The sequence below is a fragment of the Ardenticatenales bacterium genome (genome assembly GCA_020634515.1).
Lineage (GTDB): Bacteria > Chloroflexota > Anaerolineae > Promineifilales > Promineifilaceae > JAGVTM01.
In genome coordinates this window covers 1-18,041 of record JACKBL010000011.1, presented here as the reverse complement: position 1 = coordinate 18,041, position 18,041 = coordinate 1, and the positions used below count along the sequence as shown (strand labels likewise).

Sequence of the window (18,041 nt, the reverse complement as noted above, 5' to 3'; positions counted from 1 at the left end):
TTAGATTGGTTCATTCTTGGAGAATGAACCAATCCGGGTTCATTGGCCGTTCGCATCTATGTTGGCGGAATTGGGTGGATGATTTGCCGGCAGCCCCCCCATTCGTTTACCGCCACAACCCATGCGCCACAATCTGGAATGTTTCCGGGGACTGTACCTGCGCTCCTGGCGCGTAAGTAATAACCGCTTTTTTGCTGAGTCTCCAGGTGGTTTCGTTGTCCCCGGCTCGTTCCCAGCCGATCAATGGTTCAACTGGGCCGCTGATGCCGGTGGCGCCTTCGGTCTTGAGATGAGCGGTAATGCGCCAGCACCCGTCCTTGCCTTTTACCGCCTCCCCAAGTGGTTCGCCGGAAATGGCCTGGCCATTTGATTTGTGGCTCAAGGCGACGCGGCCCCAGCCATAGCCCCGTTCGCCGCCGAATTGCAATCTGTTGAGTACGTCCGGCCACGCGTGCAATTCTGCCGGCAATCCCTCCCGTACAAGAATAGAACCCTGCAAATAAACAGGCTCTCGGGTGCGTGTCACGGGAGCAATGAACTCTGTTTCGTGCAGCATCGCATCTTCCGCGCTGAAGCTATCGTAGTTGAGGGCTGTGCTGGCGTAACTGTTCAGGAACAGGTAGTCGAAATCATCTTGCCAGGGGTAATGAACCTGATATTCACCATCAACGCGCAGCGCGGGATACAAATAGCTAAAACGAAAGTATTCTTGAACATCCTGCCCAATATTCCGATAATCTTCGCCGTACGGCTGTGAGATGGTTTCACGGGTGATATGGGCTGTAAGGGCGGCCCAGAATACTTTGCCGGTCACATAGCCCCGTGTTTGCTGCAAGTTGCTCACCTTGCGGGCGCCAATGTGCAGCGGCGACAGCAGGTGGAAGACCAGGTCATATTGCTGCCAACTCATTCCCCGCTGCCTTTGCCCCGTAGCGGGCATAAATCAGGGTTTGCTCGTAGAGGTCTTTGACCAGGAGCAGCGTGTCCAGGTCGTTGCAGACAGTGCCGCTGTAAAAGGCTAAAGCCGTTTCAGCATCGGCATCATCAGTTGGCACTGATTTGTCTTTAAATGGATAAAGTTCGTGATTCTTCTCCCGATCTTGCATCAACCGAAAAAGAGAACAACGAATAGCAGGAGCAATCTTTGCTTCATCGCTGGTACGTGAATAAAGGAACAGGATAGCAGCATAAACGCCTTGTTCCTGTAACACCCCTAATGTTTTGGTTACTAAACGTTCCAGCGTATCTATTGGTTTTTTAACATCTTTCGTACCTTCGGCATTGATTACCATTTTCTGGGCATATTGAGCCGCTTTTTGGTCCAGATTGAGCGTGGTCATCACTTTACCTCCCAATGGGCCACGGTACGCACCCGGCCAAAACCGCGTGTGCCCATGCCGCCGACGCCGAGTAGTTTAGCCAGTTTAATGCCGGCAGTCACGACATCAAGCGGTTTCTCCCATACCTCTCCATTCCCCAACGGATTGCCGGCATTGTCCGTATAACGATCCTCTTTCGCGCCGTTTTCCTTCTCAACCTCTTCAACCTTGCACTTATTCTCAGTTCGAGGAAAGTGGCGGTCCTTAGCGCCCTTAAAATCATCCTCTACCACATCCAGCCAGAGGATGGCGGAGCGGGGAATCGCTTCATAAGTAAACAATGCCTTGTCCGCCGCCGCTCCGGTCTCCGGGTCAATGCTGACCGAGGTGCGTACTTCCAAGTTTGAGTTGACAATCTGGCTAAAAAGCTTGTCAGAAACGAGAACAACCCGCTTTTGAATTTCCTCAGGAATACCATTTATCTTTTCTGACCAGTCAAACACATCACCCGCCTTCTCCAACATTAACCACCCCAGGTTAAGGTAGCTCTGCGCTTGCAGATCGGAGGGGAGCTTAACCAGTTGAACCTCTTTTCCGTCTTCTTCTCGAACCGGGTCTTGTTCGGGGACGTCAAATTCACGCAAAATGCCGGGACAAGTGACCCATATTGGCCCGGCCAGAGAATAAACGGGGAAAAGGAGCAACCGCGCATCCCCAATGCTTACCCTTCCACTTTCTCCACCGGCCTGACCTTTCAGGTAGCCAAATGTATAGCAAATGGGGCACTGGCGACTGCGGCAATGTTCCTGTTTGCCTTGCCCGCTGCCGGCACAGGAAATCTTTTCATAGCGAACCGCCGCATATTGGCGTATCGCCCCATGCAAAGACGTGCCCGGAATTTTAGGCAGCCGGGTTCCCGGTTCACGCACAATGCTCAGGTCTACCCGCCCCAGCCGATTGCCCCCCGTGCCCACGTGCAGCGGGTCCAGCGTCATCAGTAAATAGCGTTCTTGTCGGTAATAATCACCCATTTTCTTCTTCCTCCCGTTGCGGTTTTTCCTTCATAATGCCCATATACAATTGCACCACATCCGTGAAAAGCCCAGAAACGACCCAGTTGGTCAGTTGATCAACTTCTTTGTCGGGTTCTTCTTTCCAATTGGCATTGGCGACCGCATCGCGGCAAAAACGCCTGAACATACCATCTTTTTGACACTGCTCCGGCGTCGGCTCCCAGCTTTCCCGTTTCGCCTCAACCAAATCGCGCAAAATATAAATCTGGCTACTACTCAGCCCATCCGCCTCAGAAATCATCTTCCACGCCCTGTTGATCGTCGTCAATTCATCGAGCAAATAGGGGCGGGCAGGAAAGTCACGATGGTCACGCCGCCGGCCATCATCATCGTAGGCGATGGCGAAACGCTGGCCTGCGCTGTCCAGCCATTGAAAATCCAGGGTAGCCGGCGTGAAATAAATCTGGTCGTCTTTCTTGAGTTCAGCAGCATGGACCAGCCAACACTCTTCCGTTGTTCCATCACGCTTGGGGCGTAACCCTTTGAAGACATACTGCCGGCCGCTGACATCGTTCTGGACAAAAACATAGGGATACCAATTGTCATCGGTTTGCCCATCCCCCATCTTGGCCGGAACATACCAGGTAAGGGAACGTTCGTTTTGCTCCAATTCGACTGTTATTGTTTCTGCGAATTGTTGCGTCCCCGTAGCCAGGCATTTTTTCTCATCAGGTAGTACACCTTTTGGGGCATCCTGCTTTACCGTCCACGTTTCGTCCTTCGCCCTTCCTCCTTCATACTTCAACATCCGCCGTCCCGCATCCAGCGCCGCCCGCAATGGGGTGCGCCGATGGAAATAGACAATGCCCAGGTGCAGCGGCAGCCGGTTCCGCACCTTGCCCATTTCCCGTTCGTATTTGGTCTTGATGGCGTCAATCACATCTAGGGCTTTGTTTGCCGGCACCATAGCCATGAAGGTGCGAGGTTGGGCGAGGATAGGGATAACCGTAGCGTAATCACTGTCTTGATAATTAATGCCGGCCAATCTGACATCATATTGAGTATTTCTAGTTCAATCGTTTTTTGTGGCTACACCTAAACCCCTGATTAGATGAGGCAACCAAGAGGTTTTCTAGCCAGTTTTCTCGATAAACAAATCCATTCAGCTTGTGAGCAGGTGACTGATACTCCTTGCTCACTTTTGATCGCGGACAGTAAGGGCGAAAGTTGTGCAACAACGCCCACGCACGTGTCCTCAGGTCAGCCACTTGTAGATTCCCATGAAAATATCGTCCACCCGCTAGCCAGCGAGCCATAAGCCCCATGTGGCGGTCAAGCATATTGCTGGTACGGTGGGCTGTAGGATGGTCAAATGCGAGACAGTATTGGTCAGCTCGCTGACATAGTTTGTCTATGGCCTCGATTGCATAACCACTTAACTTGTCTCGATTGTGCATCACCCACTGCTGAAGCATGGTAATGCCCTGTTTGAAATCGGGACGACTTGTCGCCTGGTAGATACCCCACACTTGCTGTTTGATTTGGGTGTAGGTGTTACCCAATCGCTTGCATCGCCCCCGTATTTTGATGAAGGCATGTAAAAAGCACAGGATAATTGTGATGGCTGGAAACAGGGTCTGCCATGCCTTACTTGTCGCTGCCCATCCATCTACATTGACCGAATCGGGTTTGTAACTGGGGTTTAGCTGCTGTGCTTCTTCTTTGAATACCTCGTAAGCAGCGGTCAACCCTTCTGCATCGGCGCTCTGGGATACAGCCGCCCCCAGTACGCAATCCTGGGCTACTGTCGTGGCTACGTACCATTTGCCGCCATGGGCTTTGGCATGTTTTTCATCTGCTAACAGATCAGTTGGCAGCTTTTCTGCTTCTTTCACGGTCGTTCCCACTAGACTGAATCGACCAAACGACTCGGTAAGACGGTACCAATAGCTATCGTTGCGCCCAAACACGTAAGTCAACGCCCAATCGGGAACACCGAACTGCTTCAAGAAGAGCGCCTTCTCTACTTCTGTTACCGTTCCTACCAGATAAGGCAGCAGGTCGCATGGGGCAATGGTGTAGGCCAGCTTTTGCCCCGCTTCATTCTCTATCTGTAACCGAATGCGGCGCAAGTGTACTTCTGGCATTTTCTTCGATGGCCTTGTCCATCCGTGCAGTTTGTATCCGGCTTGCATAGCTGGTGGAAACAATTCGGGATGGCTTGCCATTTGTTGTTCAATGTAGGTTTTGGCTTGTTGTGGGTCGGTCATCGTTTCTTGGTACTCTTCGTACTGCATTGGAATCACAATCCGTCGTGATTCCCACCGAGCGTTGTTTTTGTCTGTGCTATACTTGCGTTGCTGAGGGATTGTTGGTTCTGTCACAAGCCCAACAATGCCTCAGTTTCCTTTCAGACACAAATTCCGTTTGAACTAGGAGTATTTCTCTCATCATCAGAGATGAGTTGAAAAAACCGGTTTTTGCGCTCATCGAGCCACACGCCAACTTCCAGAGCCGCATCTACAGGCGTCCGCCATTTTTCTTTTTCGATGTTCAACTGCCCTGCCGTGTAAGAAAGGTTATCAATACTGATTAACTGTTCTCCATCCCACAACACGCTCAATTGTGTCTGGCCCAGCAAATCCAATTCATAAGTTTGGTTTGCTTTAAGGTTCGGTTGATTGCCCAGTGTGATGGTCAGTCGCCTGCGAAGGTCAGTGAGAATCTGGTTGATACCAGTTTGAGATTGTTCCCAGAAAGTTTGGGTAGTTTGCCAGATACGGCGTAAGCGGGCGAAGGAAGGGGTTTTAGAAATTGGCAGGTTGCTTGCTGCAGGTTCTTTGACCAATAAAGTTTCTACCAAAACACCACTGAGCCAGTCAACAAGGTCAAACGAGCCAGTAATAAGCGCAAGACGGCCATGCCTGTCTGCAACCTCATCCAACCAGATCGTTTTGCTCTGATCTTGTAACCATTCAACCACTCGCCCTTTGCGCCGTTCACCACATACCTGGCAATAGTCCAGTTGTCTGTTAATGCAGGGACGTAACCCACAAATGGGGCAAATGGTTTGTTGTTGGTTTTGCCATGCTTCGTTAATGACGGTGGCATCGCTTTCTGGCGTTGCCGGTATAGAGAGGATGGTTCCGGCTGGCGGGATTTTGTCCCTTCCTTGCCAATCAGGGTCTTGACCCCACCATGCCGTCGGATCGAGTGTAATTTGCGGTACAACTTCTCCATCTGTGGCAAATTGCTGCTCAATATGAGTTTGCAGTGTTTGGTCGCCACCATCTTGTAGGGCAAGCAAATTAGGCAAGTTAGGCACAACATAGAGTGAGCCGTTTTCGTCCCGATACACTTCTGCGGCTAACGGGTATGTCTCTTCCAGCAGGGTTTGCACATTGTCGATAGCGGCTTGCAGTGTGTTTTGACGAGCTATCAGATCTGGCAGACGAGACACGTTGGTCAAATAGGCCAATGCGTCGGTGCGGATGCCAAGCAATTGCCAACGTAGATCGCGATTGGCGGGTTGGTGACCAAAAATCACAGCAGCAATGGCCGCTTTATAAAGCCCGCCAACCAATACCCCCCAATCCCATAAGTTGATCTCGTTGATGGGACGACGTGTATCTGCTCCAACTGTAGCAAACAGTTTTTTCACTGTTTTGCGCAGGCTATTCCGGTTGTTCGTATTAAGCGTAGTTAAGTTATTCCAGGGAAGTGCCCATAACTGCGTGGTCAAATTGGAACCAACAGACGTTTCATATCCAAAAGCTGTACTAACCTGTGTTCCGGGGAAGTTCTGTTTACCGCTATTCAACGGATCCTGCTTATCAAAATGAGCAGTGTTGTGGCAACGGGCAAGATATTGTTGCAGAAATGATGTACTAAGGTTGTGGGCTTGGCCCCTCGGCTGATTTAGTAAATCGGGAACCTGCTCCGTAACGGAAGCAATTGTTAGTAATACAGAGTTGAGATTAGCGAACCGATTGGTAAGTTCTGCGCGAGTGATCGCATTGCCACCAGGGTTGGCAGCCTTGGTTTGCAGTTGTTCCTCGGAACACTTGCGGTAATCATGGAGCCAGCCAACAGCTTCCGCCAACAGGATGGCATCTCGGTGTTGAGCGAGTTGGTCTAATTGGCTCATGTGTCACCTTCTTGTGTTAGGTTTTGGGCAGTGGTTTCTTTGCCAGAATGCCGGCAAACAGAGTATAGATTCATGCTGTTTCCTCCCAGGTAATCTGCCAGTTGAGGCCCGGAAAGCTTTGCCAAAGCCAGATCATCTCTTTACCCTGTTGTCGGCGGAACAGCCCCTTGGTTTGCAGAAGTTTATGGAGATAGGCGAGCCGGTTGGCAGCGTAATGGTCCGGGTCGTAGAGAATGATGCCATCCAGGGCGATGTCCAGAAAGAGGGGGGGCACAGCAGTTTCAAATTCGGCAAGGGTTTTGGCCAGTAAGGAGATTTGGGTGCGCCAGGGCGGGGGCAACAGCTTTTGCAAGTAGCGATGACGGGGAAAGGGACGTTCCGGCAGGTTGTGGGCCAGCAGCAGCACATCCCAATCGCTGTCTGGGGTGGCATCACCGCAGGCGCGGGAACCGAAGAGAACAAGAGCAACCAGATCATCGCCCAATGCCTCTTGCAAAACAGTGACCACAGGCTGAAGTTGTTGGATAACGCTGGTTTGGGTAAGTTGGCTCATATATCGCCTCCCACAGAATCAAAAATGTCTACCAGATCAGAAAATGCGCAGAAGCCTCGTTCTGTTATTGGTGGTGAGGGTGTGGTGGCGGCTGTTTCCCATTCGGTTAGCGTACTTTGGTACTGGTCCAGGTCGCTTTGGTATTGCTGATACAACTTCTTAATCTCTTTTGCCTGCTGACGCATACGGTTGGGTACGCCAGCGTCTTTGAGTTGTTTCGGCTTCATGTCCAGATACTCAGGCGGATAGTTTTCCAAAAATTCCCGCACAGCTTCTGGGTAGAGCGGCTCCTGGGGGCGAGGCGATTGTGATTTGGCGGCAGGGTAGTAAAGGGCTAAGTGTCCCTCCCCTGTCAGTTCTGCCAGCCCAAACCCGCTGCTGGTCTTGGCGCCAAAGCCATAAACGGTAAAAAGCGATTCCAGACCCTCGGCCAGCAGTTGCAAGTCGGCGAACACCTGGCGGCGGGTTTCCGTCGCATCTTCACCAACGCGGTCCAGCGGCGTGTAGAGCAGGGTGAAACTGGCGGAAGCCCCAGCCGGAACCGCCTCAAAGTAGATGGGCAGTTTGCCGGCCCCCGTCTCCCGGTCGTGAGGGTTAATCACCTCCAAACTGAGTTGGTCAAAAAAGGTGGGGTAGAAATAGAGGCGTCCAGCCAAAAAGCCTGTACTAGATAGGAAGCGACGCACATAACGCTTGTACCATCTATCTAGCTTCTCATCCCCACATTGCACCAGATAACGCCGGGTATTTTCAATCTCCGTGCCAAACAAGCGCGTTAATTGGATGCGTTGAGCCACAAACTGTTTCCGCTGCATCCGCTGCGATTGCTCTGCTTCACCCAGGCCCTGCCACCATTCAACCAACTGCTTCACCATGGTGGCCTGTAACGTTCCCTTCCATTGAGTAGAAGCGACATAAGGCAGTTTGAAGAGCCACTCTTTCTTCATCGGATTGTCCAGCAGATGCAGGGCGGTGTCATCTTTGCTGAGGTAGGGGCTGGTGAGGGTGAAGGTAAAGTGGAGGGCAAATGTGCCAAAGGGCAGCAGGCTTAAATCGGGCAAAGAACGGCTGGATTGATCCAGGTTCAACTCATTTAACCGATGCCGTTGCCGGGTTAGAAACTCCCTGGCACCATGCTCCAGCCAGAAAAGGTAGCCACCAGGGTCATTCCGCGCCCCCACTCTGGCCTGGTCTTTATATGAGGTAAAAACCAGCATTTGCGCCAATAAAGCCATGCGTGCCCCATCATCATCGAGAGCAGCCAACTCTGGCCAGGCATGGGGTGGATGAGATTGTTTGCCAGCCAGAAAATCAATAGCCGCTGATTGTGTGCCAGCGTCCTGCAAGGCCAGGGGCAGGTGGGCGTGGAATTCATAGTTCATGACAATTCTCCGACATTATGAATCAAGCATTCCCAGGCTGCAATTAGAGAAGCAAAAACCTGGCGTAATTGATCTTCAGGGGCCTTCTCAACAATATCTCGAGCGAACCAAACGTGGGATTGGCGAAACTGAAAGGCAGTGATGTAAGCATAGAGCCAGGACTTGGCGTGAGTCCAGGGATGGCCGTTACTTTGCATCAACACAGTAAACTCCTCCTCGCCCTTTTTCAACAACCGGTTTGCCAACTGACTTTGGGTAGCCAGCAGTTTTTCAGCGATATTCTGACTGGCCGGCCCCTGTAACAACTGCAATAAGTAGCCATCGAAATCTGCACCCTGAAGGCCCTCCACCCTCACGTCAGCAATATGCAGGACAATATGCAATTTGTTTGAGTAATGTTCAAAGATGTTGGGCCAACCGGCAATGGATTCAAAAGTAAATGACTGCCAACATCCGTCGGGATCAGACCAGCGCAGGTCAGCTTCAATTTTCCTACAGCGATCTTCAGCTTGCTGATCATTCTCTTGATCGAAGAGTAGCAAAACACGTTCTAATGAGATGGAAGAACGAAGGGGTTCCAATACACCTTCCTTCCCCTTCAAGCCACTGATGACTTTGTTATATCCCTCACGACTGCCGGCTTTAGCACGTTCCCAAAGGCGTGTTTGCGGGTGTTTGCCGGAGAGATCGGCAGCGGCTACGGTCACATCATAGCTGATAGATTCCCCATATTGGGCCTGAAGTGTAGCCGGGCGGGCAACCGTGCCAGTCAGGTACAACGCTTCCATCAAGGCGGATTTCCCAGAGTTATTGGGGCCAACCAGGATGTTTAGTTGGCGAAACCCTTTGATCTGCCCATGCTGAATACCGCGAAAATCTCGAATTTGGATACTGTCGATCATGTGTCACCTGAATTTGTCTGGTTTAAGAAATGGGTTATTTGCGATGGTGTGTGTGCAGTCCAGGGAGAATCTGCCGGCATTATTTGTACTTGAGCCTGCGAATAGCTGCCACTTCCTAATTCAAGACCCGATAACCAGTTTTGAGGAGTGTGTAGAGCTTGTTGAAGTCGTTGGGCTATTTCACGGGCGTTGGTTTTGCCCAATTTGTCTGGCGGCAGATAAACCCAACCATCTATCTGCCACCAACTTTGTTGGCGGTAGGCCCAACTCAAGCTGATTTTGCTACGTAACCGATAGTTGCCCTTCAGTGTCCCAAAGAGCCATTGCCCTATCTCTGGCGACCAATCAGGGGTCTGATTAAAACGCAAATGATTTTTCAGGGTAGGGGTGGTTGGCAGGGTATGATATTGGTTAACCAGATTGGCTATCACTCCTTGTTGGTAGCGGAGAAGTTGGCGAATACCAGAAATTCGTTGCCACCAATCTTCCTGGCGTGGCTGAAACTGTAGGGTAAAGAAGGTGAAAGCGCGTAAATCTGGCAGCGTGTTTAGTTCCAACTGTCCCTTGGGTTCCCAGGTATAAGGGCCAGGATCATTTTTGATGTCAATGATTTGAAAGCGCCCATACCCCAATTGTGGTCGTGCCCCCAGGTTGCCATATTTTTCCATAAACAAAAAGGCGGCTTTCAATTTTTGCCGGGTTTGCAGATCGCCAGTAAGGTGTATCGTTATGGTGCCGATTTGGCCGGGTTGCAAATACCAGCCTCGGATACGGCCATAGGGGCGAATGTTGAGAGGGTGGTTATCATCTTTCCAGGCCGGGCTTGTTTCAGCGGTTATTTGCATGGAAAACCGTCGCCGCCAACCGGTTGCCCCAAACATCTGGCAGACATCACACAAACCATTGTTGGGTTTGTCTGTATTGTTGTAAATACAGGCATGGGTGGTGGGATCACAGGCATGGCCGCCCAGGCCACGGACGATGGCTTCGTACCACCAGCGCAGGCTGCCGATGATGCCGGTTTCGTGGATGCGCTCCATTTTGCCGGTTTCGACGCCGCCGGTCCACAGGGGGGTAAGGGTTCTGAGGGTGATGGTTAATGGATCCATTTGATTCCTCCTGGCCGTAATTTGCTCATGGAAAAAATTATACCCAAAATGGCGTGTTTTTCCCCCACATACACCTTCACTAACAAGACACCCAAAATCCTGCTATAATCCCACCCAATTGACCGCCGGTCGCGGAAAAGGGCACGGCCCCCACCCGGCTTAACAAAACCGCTGATCAAGTGCGACGCGCTTTGGCAGCGCGTCGCTTTTTTTGTCTTGGAGAACAAACACATGAACCCCGAAGTCCCATTCCGGGCACTGGGTCGCCCGATGAACGCCCCCAGCAAAGAACTGGACACCTTCCCCAAACCACCCCACGTCACCATCGTGCGCTTCCACAGCGACGAACTCACCAGCTTTTGCCCCGTCACCGGCCAACCCGACTTCAACACAGTAGAAATTGAATACCACCCCGACCAACTATGCGTGGAAAGCAAAAGCCTGAAACTGTACCTGTGGAGCTTCCGCGACGAGCGCATTTTTGGCGAAGGGCTGGCCAGCGCCATCGCCGACGACATCTTCAACGCCCTCCAACCCACCTTCTGCCGGGTCACTCTACAGCAAAACGTGCGCGGCGGGTTGCAAATGACGGCCATCGCCGAACGCCAAAAACCCGGTTTTTTAGAAAAACCGGGTTTTTCGAGGTAAACATGATTGATTCCGTTGCCATCGTCAGCGGCGGCCTGGACAGCGTTACGCTATTGCACCATCTGGTGCGGACGGAACAACGCCATCCGGCCATTATCACCTTCCGCTATGGGCAAAAACATGCCCGTGAAATTGATTGCGCCCGCGCGCAAGCCGCGCTATTGGGCTGCCAGGAACATCTGGTGCTGGACCTGTCACCACTGGCTGTCCTGTTTGCTCATTCGGCGCTGGTAGATGCCGGCATTCCCATCCCCCAGGCAAACGACATACACGGAAACCCCCAACCCCCCACCTACGTCCCCAACCGCAACATGATCTTCCTCGCCCTGGCCGCCGCCTACGCCGAATCCCACGGCGTCAGCGACGTCTACTACGGCGCGCAACGGCACGATCTCTACGGCTACTGGGACACAACCCCCGACTTCCTGGCACGACTAAACCACGTCTACGCCCTGAACCGTAAAACACCCATCCAGATTCACGCCCCCTTCGTGCATCACAGCAAAGCAGACCTGTTGCGCCTGGGCCTTTTACTTGGCATTGACTACGCGAAAACATGGTCCTGCTACGCCGGCGGCGAGCGCGCCTGCGGGCACTGCCCCACCTGTGCCGAACGGCTGCAAGCCTTCGCCGCAGTAGGCCTAACGGACCCGCTGCCCTATGCGTGAAGGGCAAGGGGCGAGCGAACGCGCGGCGCGCAAACCCGCAAACTCCCGGAGGATTAATGATCTACGTTTTGCTTTATTTGAGTGCCATCGTATTGGCCAATTTGAGCGTGGCCGCGTTTGGCCCCGGCGTGACCATTGTCAACGCATTCTTGTTTATTGGACTGGACCTGACGGCGCGGGATCGGCTGCATGACGCCTGGCGCGGGAATCAACTACTGCCGAAAATGGCCGGGTTGATTGCGGCGGGGTCGCTCTTGTCGTGGCTGCTGAATCGAAACGCGGGACCAATCGCCCTCGCTTCATTCGCCGCCTTCGCCGCCGCCGCCAGCGTGGACGCCCTCGTCTACCAATGGCTGGACCGCTACCCCCGCTGGCTGCGCGTCAACGGCAGCAACGTCCCCAGCGCCGCCGTGGACTCCCTCGTTTTCCCCACCCTGGCCTTCGGCAGTTTCCTCTGGCCCATCGTCCTGGGGCAGTTTCTGGCAAAAACGGGCGGCGGCTTTGTCTGGTCGCTCATTTTGCACTGGGCAGAACAACGGCGGAATGCCGGCATGGAAACGCAGCAGCCGATTTAGTGTCCTGTCACGCATAAAACGATGGAAACGCGCCGTAGGACAAGACGCTGTCTTGTCCGGTCAATTCAGCGAATTGACCTACGGTTTACCATCAAAACACCCTTGACAGGACATTAGGAAGAAAACGGTTAATTGGTTCTCCAGGAATTCGCGGGGAGTGGAGGCTTTAGCCGGAATATGTGCGCAAGAACCGGCTAAAGCCTCCACTCCAAACCCATATGTGGGGCAGACCCCGCGAAATCCGAAAGAACCTAATTCTTCTCCAGCTTCCGCTGCAGTTCCGCAGTCTGCGCCGCCTCTTGCGCCATGCCCAAATCAGTAAAAAGGACAAAGGCTTCAGCGGCGGCTTCGCGGGCTTCAGCCAACTGCGCCTGCGCCAGGAACTGCTCCGCCTGGGCGCGGCGGGCATAGGCCAGCATAAAGCGGTCTTCGTTTTGCGCGGCGATGTCGGCGGAGGCGGCAAAAGCATGGGTGGCTTCGTCCGGGCGATCTTGCGCCCGCGCCACCAGTCCCAGCGTAAACAGGGCGTAGGGGTGGGTAAATGGCTCTTCCTGCTCCAGCACCAGCAGGGCATAATGGCGCGCTTCCGCCAGATTGCCCAGGCCGTAGTGCCCTTCGGCCAGGTTGGCGGCGGTGGCCCCAATGCCGTGGGCGTGGCTGATGCGCTGGAAAAAGGGGAGCGCCTGCGCGGCGGCCTGCACGGCGAGGTCGTACTGCTGTGTCTGGATGTAGGTCGAGGAGAGGATGCTGCGCACGGTTTCCCGGTTGAGGCGGTCGCCAATGCGGTCGTAGTAGGTGATGGCTTTTTCGGCGTGGGCGATGACGTCGTCCAGGCGGCCCTGGCGGCTGAGGAGGGTGATGAGGTCGCGGTGGGTGCGGGCAATGCCGGCATCATACCCCACACTCTCCGCCACCACCAACGCCCGCTGATACGACAAATACGCATCCGCATACCGCCCCTGTTCCGCCAAAACCACCCCCTGCAAATTCTCCGCCTCATACTGCGCCAGCCGCGCCTCCCGCCACGCCCCCGGCATTTGCCGCTGCCGCACAAACAACCGCGCCCGCTGCTCGCGTAGCAACGCCAACCGGTGCAGCAAGCCCAACGCCGCCGCCATCCCCGCCTCATACGACGCCAGCGCGGCATCCGGCTGCCCCAACGCCTCCAGAAAAGCCCCTTGCAGCGCCCGCGCCGACACCGTCAGCGTCGCCCCATCCGGCCAATCCACCCCCTCCAGACCCGCCAGCCCGCGCGCCGCCTCCCCCTGAAGCTGGTACAACTCCGCCCGCAGCAGCGCCAGCGCCCGCTGCTCCCGCTTCCCCAGACGGCGCGCCGAAATCTCCCCAAAGATCGCCAGCGCCGCCGCCCCCTGCCCCCGCTGAATCTCCGCCTCGCGCCGCGGAAACCACAACTGCACCGCCGCCTTCAACGCGCCCGCCTGCCATAAATGATAGGCGGCAGCCGTATATTCGCCCCGCGCCGCGCGCACCCCCGCCGCCGCCGTGTGCAGCCGCTCCCGCAGCTCCGCCGACAACTCCGCGTACAGGAGTTCCCGCAATGCCGGCCACAACATGACGCCCCCCCACCCATCTTCCAGCAGCAGCCCTCGTCCGCGCAAACTACGCCAGGCCGCCGCCTGCTCTCCCCAGGCGTCCGACGGCGCGGGGGCGCGAAATACGGCCAGCGATTGCAGCAAGCGTCGCTCCGCGGAACTGGTGCGCAGCCAGAGCCGGTCAAACAAGGGCCGCAAGGCGGGCGCGTCGGCCATCCGCGCCAATGATTGCGCCAGGTCCGGTGGCTCAACCTCCGCATCAGGCGACTGACGCAGGGCCATAAACAGGCGCAGCAGGCGGGGATTCCCATTGGTGTATTCGTGCAAACGGGATAAATCGGCAGGGGCTATGGGAAAATCGACGTCGGCTAACATTCGGGCTATCTCCGATGCCGGCAATCCACTCAAAGCTTCATGCACATCCGTATCCACCACCGCCCGCTGCCCCACAATCAGCAGCGGCACCAGCCCACGCAGGCTATCCAGAAACTCCAACAACTGCGCGTGCGCCGGGGGGAGATGCTCAATATCCGGCGGGCGCAGGCGGTCCACCTCATCAAAGCAAAGCAGCGGCGGCGTCCGGCGCAGCCGCGCCAGGTCCTCCCGCGCCAACCCCAACGCCAGATTCGTATCCATCCCCGCGCCCCCATCCGTCGCCAGCATCTGCCACAGGCTGTCCGCCCCCTGCTGGTGCAGGAAAAAGCCCAGGCTGTAAAGCAAGCTGCTCAGATGATCATTCAGCGTCGGACGCACCGTAAACCAGAAAACGGCGCCATGCGGCCAGGTCGCGGCGATGACGGCCGCGAGCGTGGTCTTGCCAACGCCGCCGGGACCGCTAAGGGCCACGCTCTGCCCGGCCACCAATGCTTCCAGACCACGGCGCAACGGCTTTTCCCGCCCAATGAAAGCATCAGCGCGGGGCGGCTGCTCCAGGCGAAAGGTCGGTCGCAGTTGGGAAAGCAGCGCCTGGCTCAGATGGCTGACGGCGGTATCCACGTCGCGGTAAAATTCAGCGCGCGACTGGCCTAAGAACTCTTCCCATATTTGCGAAAGGCGGCGGGGCTTGAAGAACCGATGAAAGTAGCGCAGTTCCAGCACAAGGAAACTATAACGAGGAGAGCCAGGGGTCTGCAAGATGGCGGGCATGGCCTGTTCGATCTGCTCCCGGTTGGCGGGACCGGTTTCTCCCCAGAGCGTGTTTGCTGATTGCCGCACTGCCCGGCGCAGCGCCTCGCCACGAGCCGCAACAAGGTTAGGGGGGCGAAACGCCTGGCGTTCGCCGGAAAGAGCCGCCGCGCCCAAAAAGTAAGGGGCGGCAAGAGGCACATGTTGCCCCAACCACTCCGCATCGTGATAATGCTTGAGTGCTTGCTTGAGCTGTTGTACAAAATCCTTGCTGGCTTCCGTCATGCCTGTTTTCATGGGGGTAAGGGGGGGGACGCTTTGGCGGTAAATCATTCGCGGCGCGGCCCGAACGCGGGGAGACCGATTGGCAATTTTGCCAGGGGTTTGTGAGACAAAAGACGGCCTGTTTGAGACCTTATCGCCATTTTTTCGACTAAAATTGGTAACTACTAACACTCTCTGGACATTGGACCAATTTCACCAGAGAAAATTGGTCCAATCTGGCTTAGCAGTTACTAAAATTGATTATAGCGAGATTGTGCGTATCACAAAAAATCAAGAGCAAAGGAGCGTGATGGCCATGGAGAAGCAGTCATTTACGGCGGGGCGGTGGGTACTTTTGGTCGGGATTCTGGCGGTGGCGCTGCTGGGAGTGTATGGCACGACGCAGGCAGCGGAGACGGAAGGGGATTTGGCGTTGCCGTCCGCGCGTGCGAAATGGATGATGCATGTGCAGTTTCCGGCAACGACGATTTCGGCTACGGTGTTGATTACGGCGCGGGTAGGGATGGCGCAGTATGAACGAACAATAGACATTTCCCCCTCCTGTGCGCCGCAAGCGGGGGCGGTGATCAACATGAACCAGGCCATTATGGGACCAACGGGGTATCTGCAATGCCAGATGCCTGATTTGGCGGCGCAGGTGGCGGATATGACGGGTGGGGCATTGATTTTGCCGCCGATGGCCAACTGCCCGGCTGATGGACATGCCTGGGGGCAGGGGATCGTGGCTCTGGGGGCGTTTGTGAATGCCGGCATGAATCCCCTGTTTTCGCACCCAGACGTACAGTATGAAATGCCTTTTGTGGGGACAGGCGCGCCCGCGCTGACGGTGCTGCGTTTTTCGTTGGGCAATTACCACGTCAACAGCACGCCATTTCGCCCGCGCGCCCCGTGGAACGGGGTGCGCACGGACCTGGTGTGCAATGGCGTCAACTGCGGGTGGCGTCACTGGGCGAACGGAACCGTGCGCAGTACGGGGTCCAGCGCCGCGCCAATGGTGACGATGACGACTTCGAGCGTGCCGATATTCATTGGGTACAACCCGACCAATCAGCAAACCCTGGCGGAGGGGCGATTGTATGAGTTGGAGGTTGATCCGGGTTGTTCGATGGTGGGGAATTAGGAGAGCGTTGGCGGTTGACAGTTTTGGGGGGGGTATCCCAGGCCTGGGGACGGGCCTGGGATTTTTTTTGTTTTTGGGGGAGGCGCTGACGACGTGAGACAAAGCGGGGTGAATGCGAGATTTTGGGGCGGGGGATTGGCGTATGATCCGATTATCAACAAGAAAGCGTTTGCAGGGAACAGGTGGCGCATAGCAATCAACACGCAAACGCGCCCCTCATCACTCGCCCCTCATCACTATTTTCAGGAGATAAATCATGTCCAAGAAAAAATTCAGTCTCGTTTTGTTCGTTCTGGCTCTCGTTCTCGTTCTTTCTGGCACGTCCGTCTTTGCGGCGGGAGCGGAGGAAGCCTCGCCCACCGCGCCCACGGCCTGCACAGGGCCAATACACACCGGTTTTGCCGTGCAGTCGCACCCGTATGACGTGACGCGCACAGCGGCGGGCTATGCACCGCGCACGGATGCGCACATTTATGTGGGCAGCACGGGGGGCGCGGGTAATGATTTCCGCGCTTTGATGCCTTTCCCCCCGGCCACGAATCCGCCGAACCCGGGTGGAATGCCGGCAGGTTCCTGTGTCCTACACGCCGAATTGCGCGTCTTTGTCGATGCCATCAGCGGCGAACCGCGCCCGGTTGTGGCCGGTCAGATTGATTGGGCCACGGGCAGCGTGATTATGCCCACCGCGCCGCAGGTGATGACCCTGGGCTGGAACGTCTTCGACGTGGCCCCGCAGGTGCAGGCATGGGCCGATGGCACATACCCCAACCGCGGGCTGGGTCTGCGCGAGGAGGCCCCTGGCGGTCCCTTCAAGAACGACGTGCGCAGCCGCAATCACGCCAATCCGGGCACGCATCCCACGTTGGTGATTGACTACCAGGAACCCTAACCCCAACACCCCGGCGAATCCCACCCTCGCCAACCCGCCTCCCCTCCAAAAGCCCTCCACCCCCTCCCGGTTGGGGGCTTTTGCGTTCTGTGCCGCCCCGGACTCGTTAAAAACTCGGCGTCAAGGCTTTAGCCGGTTCCTCTCGCACCGGTTCCGGCTAAAGCCTCCACTCCCGTCGCCGGAACGTTCTGACTGAAGCGATGCCGGCAAATTGAGAATTGATGGGTGGTTGTCTATGTCTGGATGCCGGCAAATGACAGACCGAAGCCGACTGCATCCGCAACCATTCACCTCCGCTCCCTGAGCCTGCCGAAGGGAACCGGTTTCGACAGGCTCAACCTACGGGGGAGTGAACGGTTACTCCCATCTGTAGATTGGTAGCAGTTGGCGCTGCCGCCATACTTGGGCCATCTCCTCCGGGCGGGAAAGTCGCTGCCCTGGCGCTTTTGAATTTAAGGCTGATGGCCTCCTGGCCCGCCAGGAGCAGGAAGGTTTATCCCTTGTTGAAGATGCACAGTTAGATCGCCTGCTGGCCCAGATTGACCAGCTAACTATCCTCAAAACCCGGGCGCTATACACTCTGCAAGAACGCTCTCGAGCTACCGCCAGCAGCAATTCCAATTATGGTAGGGGCGGGATGGCGCGGAATAGACCTGTAGGAAACAAGCGGCCTCGTCTCCGCGCCATCTCGCCCGCACAGGCCGTAAATTCGGGCGAGATGACCGGGAGACAACACCTTACGCTAGACGAAGG

At 55.5% G+C, this 18,041-nt stretch carries 15 protein-coding genes and 1 pseudogene; 5 read left to right on the top strand and 11 right to left on the bottom strand.

All coding sequences use genetic code 11. The features are described from left to right. Positions 1-106: 106 nt before the first annotated feature. The 10 genes and pseudogenes from H6650_21860 to cmr1 all read right to left on the bottom strand — a co-directional run bounded on the left by H6650_21860 (position 107) and on the right by cmr1 (position 10,425). Positions 107-910, bottom strand: a complete 804-nt coding sequence (locus tag H6650_21860) for a hypothetical protein (GenBank protein ID MCB8954659.1) — start codon at positions 908-910, stop codon at positions 107-109. Further along, positions 891-1,340 (bottom strand): hypothetical protein, encoded by a 450-nt coding sequence (locus tag H6650_21855; GenBank protein MCB8954658.1) that lies wholly within the window; start codon positions 1,338-1,340, stop codon positions 891-893. The genes H6650_21860 and H6650_21855 overlap by 20 nt, the downstream gene beginning before the upstream one ends. Beyond that, a complete protein-coding gene (gene cmr4, locus H6650_21850; GenBank protein MCB8954657.1) occupies positions 1,340-2,350 on the bottom strand; it encodes a type III-B CRISPR module RAMP protein Cmr4 in 1,011 nt (336 codons plus the stop codon). The genes H6650_21855 and cmr4 overlap by 1 nt, the downstream gene beginning before the upstream one ends. Then, positions 2,343-3,377 (bottom strand): hypothetical protein, encoded by a 1,035-nt coding sequence (locus H6650_21845; protein ID MCB8954656.1) that lies wholly within the window; start codon positions 3,375-3,377, stop codon positions 2,343-2,345. Before H6650_21845 ends, cmr4 begins: the two co-directional genes overlap by 8 nt. A 22-nt stretch (positions 3,378-3,399) precedes the next feature. Continuing rightward, positions 3,400-3,600 carry a hypothetical protein gene (locus H6650_21840; protein ID MCB8954655.1) on the bottom strand — a complete coding sequence of 67 codons (201 nt, stop codon included), beginning with the start codon at positions 3,598-3,600 and terminating at the stop codon, positions 3,400-3,402. A gap of 1,142 nt (positions 3,601-4,742) precedes the next feature. Beyond that, positions 4,743-6,479, bottom strand: a complete 1,737-nt coding sequence (locus tag H6650_21835; protein ID MCB8954654.1) for a CRISPR-associated protein Csx11 — start codon at positions 6,477-6,479, stop codon at positions 4,743-4,745. Between the two features lie 70 nt (positions 6,480-6,549). Next, the gene (locus H6650_21830; GenBank protein MCB8954653.1) at positions 6,550-7,032 is read right to left on the bottom strand and encodes a nucleotidyltransferase domain-containing protein; all 483 of its coding nucleotides are present in this window, start codon (positions 7,030-7,032) and stop codon (positions 6,550-6,552) included. Then, positions 7,029-8,414 carry a hypothetical protein gene (locus H6650_21825; GenBank protein MCB8954652.1) on the bottom strand — a complete coding sequence of 462 codons (1,386 nt, stop codon included), beginning with the start codon at positions 8,412-8,414 and terminating at the stop codon, positions 7,029-7,031. Before H6650_21825 ends, H6650_21830 begins: the two co-directional genes overlap by 4 nt. Beyond that, positions 8,411-9,316, bottom strand: coding sequence for an AAA family ATPase (locus tag H6650_21820; GenBank protein ID MCB8954651.1), 906 nt, complete (start codon positions 9,314-9,316; stop codon positions 8,411-8,413). Before H6650_21820 ends, H6650_21825 begins: the two co-directional genes overlap by 4 nt. A gap of 842 nt (positions 9,317-10,158) precedes the next feature. Then, positions 10,159-10,425 (bottom strand): annotated as a pseudogene (gene cmr1, locus H6650_21815) (type III-B CRISPR module RAMP protein Cmr1). Positions 10,426-10,656: 231 nt separating this feature from the next. Here cmr1 and queF point away from each other — a divergent pair. Genes queF through H6650_21800 form a run of 3 tightly spaced genes read left to right on the top strand, consistent with a single transcriptional unit; the run spans position 10,657 to position 12,316 of the window. Continuing rightward, the gene (gene queF / locus H6650_21810; protein ID MCB8954650.1) at positions 10,657-11,073 is read left to right on the top strand and encodes an NADPH-dependent 7-cyano-7-deazaguanine reductase QueF; all 417 of its coding nucleotides are present in this window, start codon (positions 10,657-10,659) and stop codon (positions 11,071-11,073) included. Positions 11,074-11,075: 2 nt separating this feature from the next. Further along, entirely contained in the window at positions 11,076-11,741 is a 666-nt protein-coding gene (queC, locus tag H6650_21805) for a 7-cyano-7-deazaguanine synthase QueC (protein ID MCB8954649.1), read from the top strand. Between the two features lie 56 nt (positions 11,742-11,797). Beyond that, entirely contained in the window at positions 11,798-12,316 is a 519-nt protein-coding gene (locus H6650_21800; protein MCB8954648.1) for a VUT family protein, read from the top strand. A gap of 251 nt (positions 12,317-12,567) precedes the next feature. On the opposite strand, the gene H6650_21795 is transcribed toward H6650_21800, so the two are convergent. Beyond that, positions 12,568-15,327 (bottom strand): ATP-binding protein, encoded by a 2,760-nt coding sequence (locus tag H6650_21795; GenBank protein ID MCB8954647.1) that lies wholly within the window; start codon positions 15,325-15,327, stop codon positions 12,568-12,570. A gap of 247 nt (positions 15,328-15,574) precedes the next feature. Between H6650_21795 and H6650_21790 the strand changes: the two genes are divergently transcribed. Next, on the top strand, positions 15,575-16,399 hold the full coding sequence (locus H6650_21790) for a hypothetical protein (GenBank protein MCB8954646.1): 825 nt from the start codon (positions 15,575-15,577) through the stop codon (positions 16,397-16,399). Between the two features lie 256 nt (positions 16,400-16,655). Beyond that, positions 16,656-17,288, top strand: a complete 633-nt coding sequence (locus H6650_21785; GenBank protein ID MCB8954645.1) for a hypothetical protein — start codon at positions 16,656-16,658, stop codon at positions 17,286-17,288. Positions 17,289-18,041 lie beyond the last annotated feature (753 nt).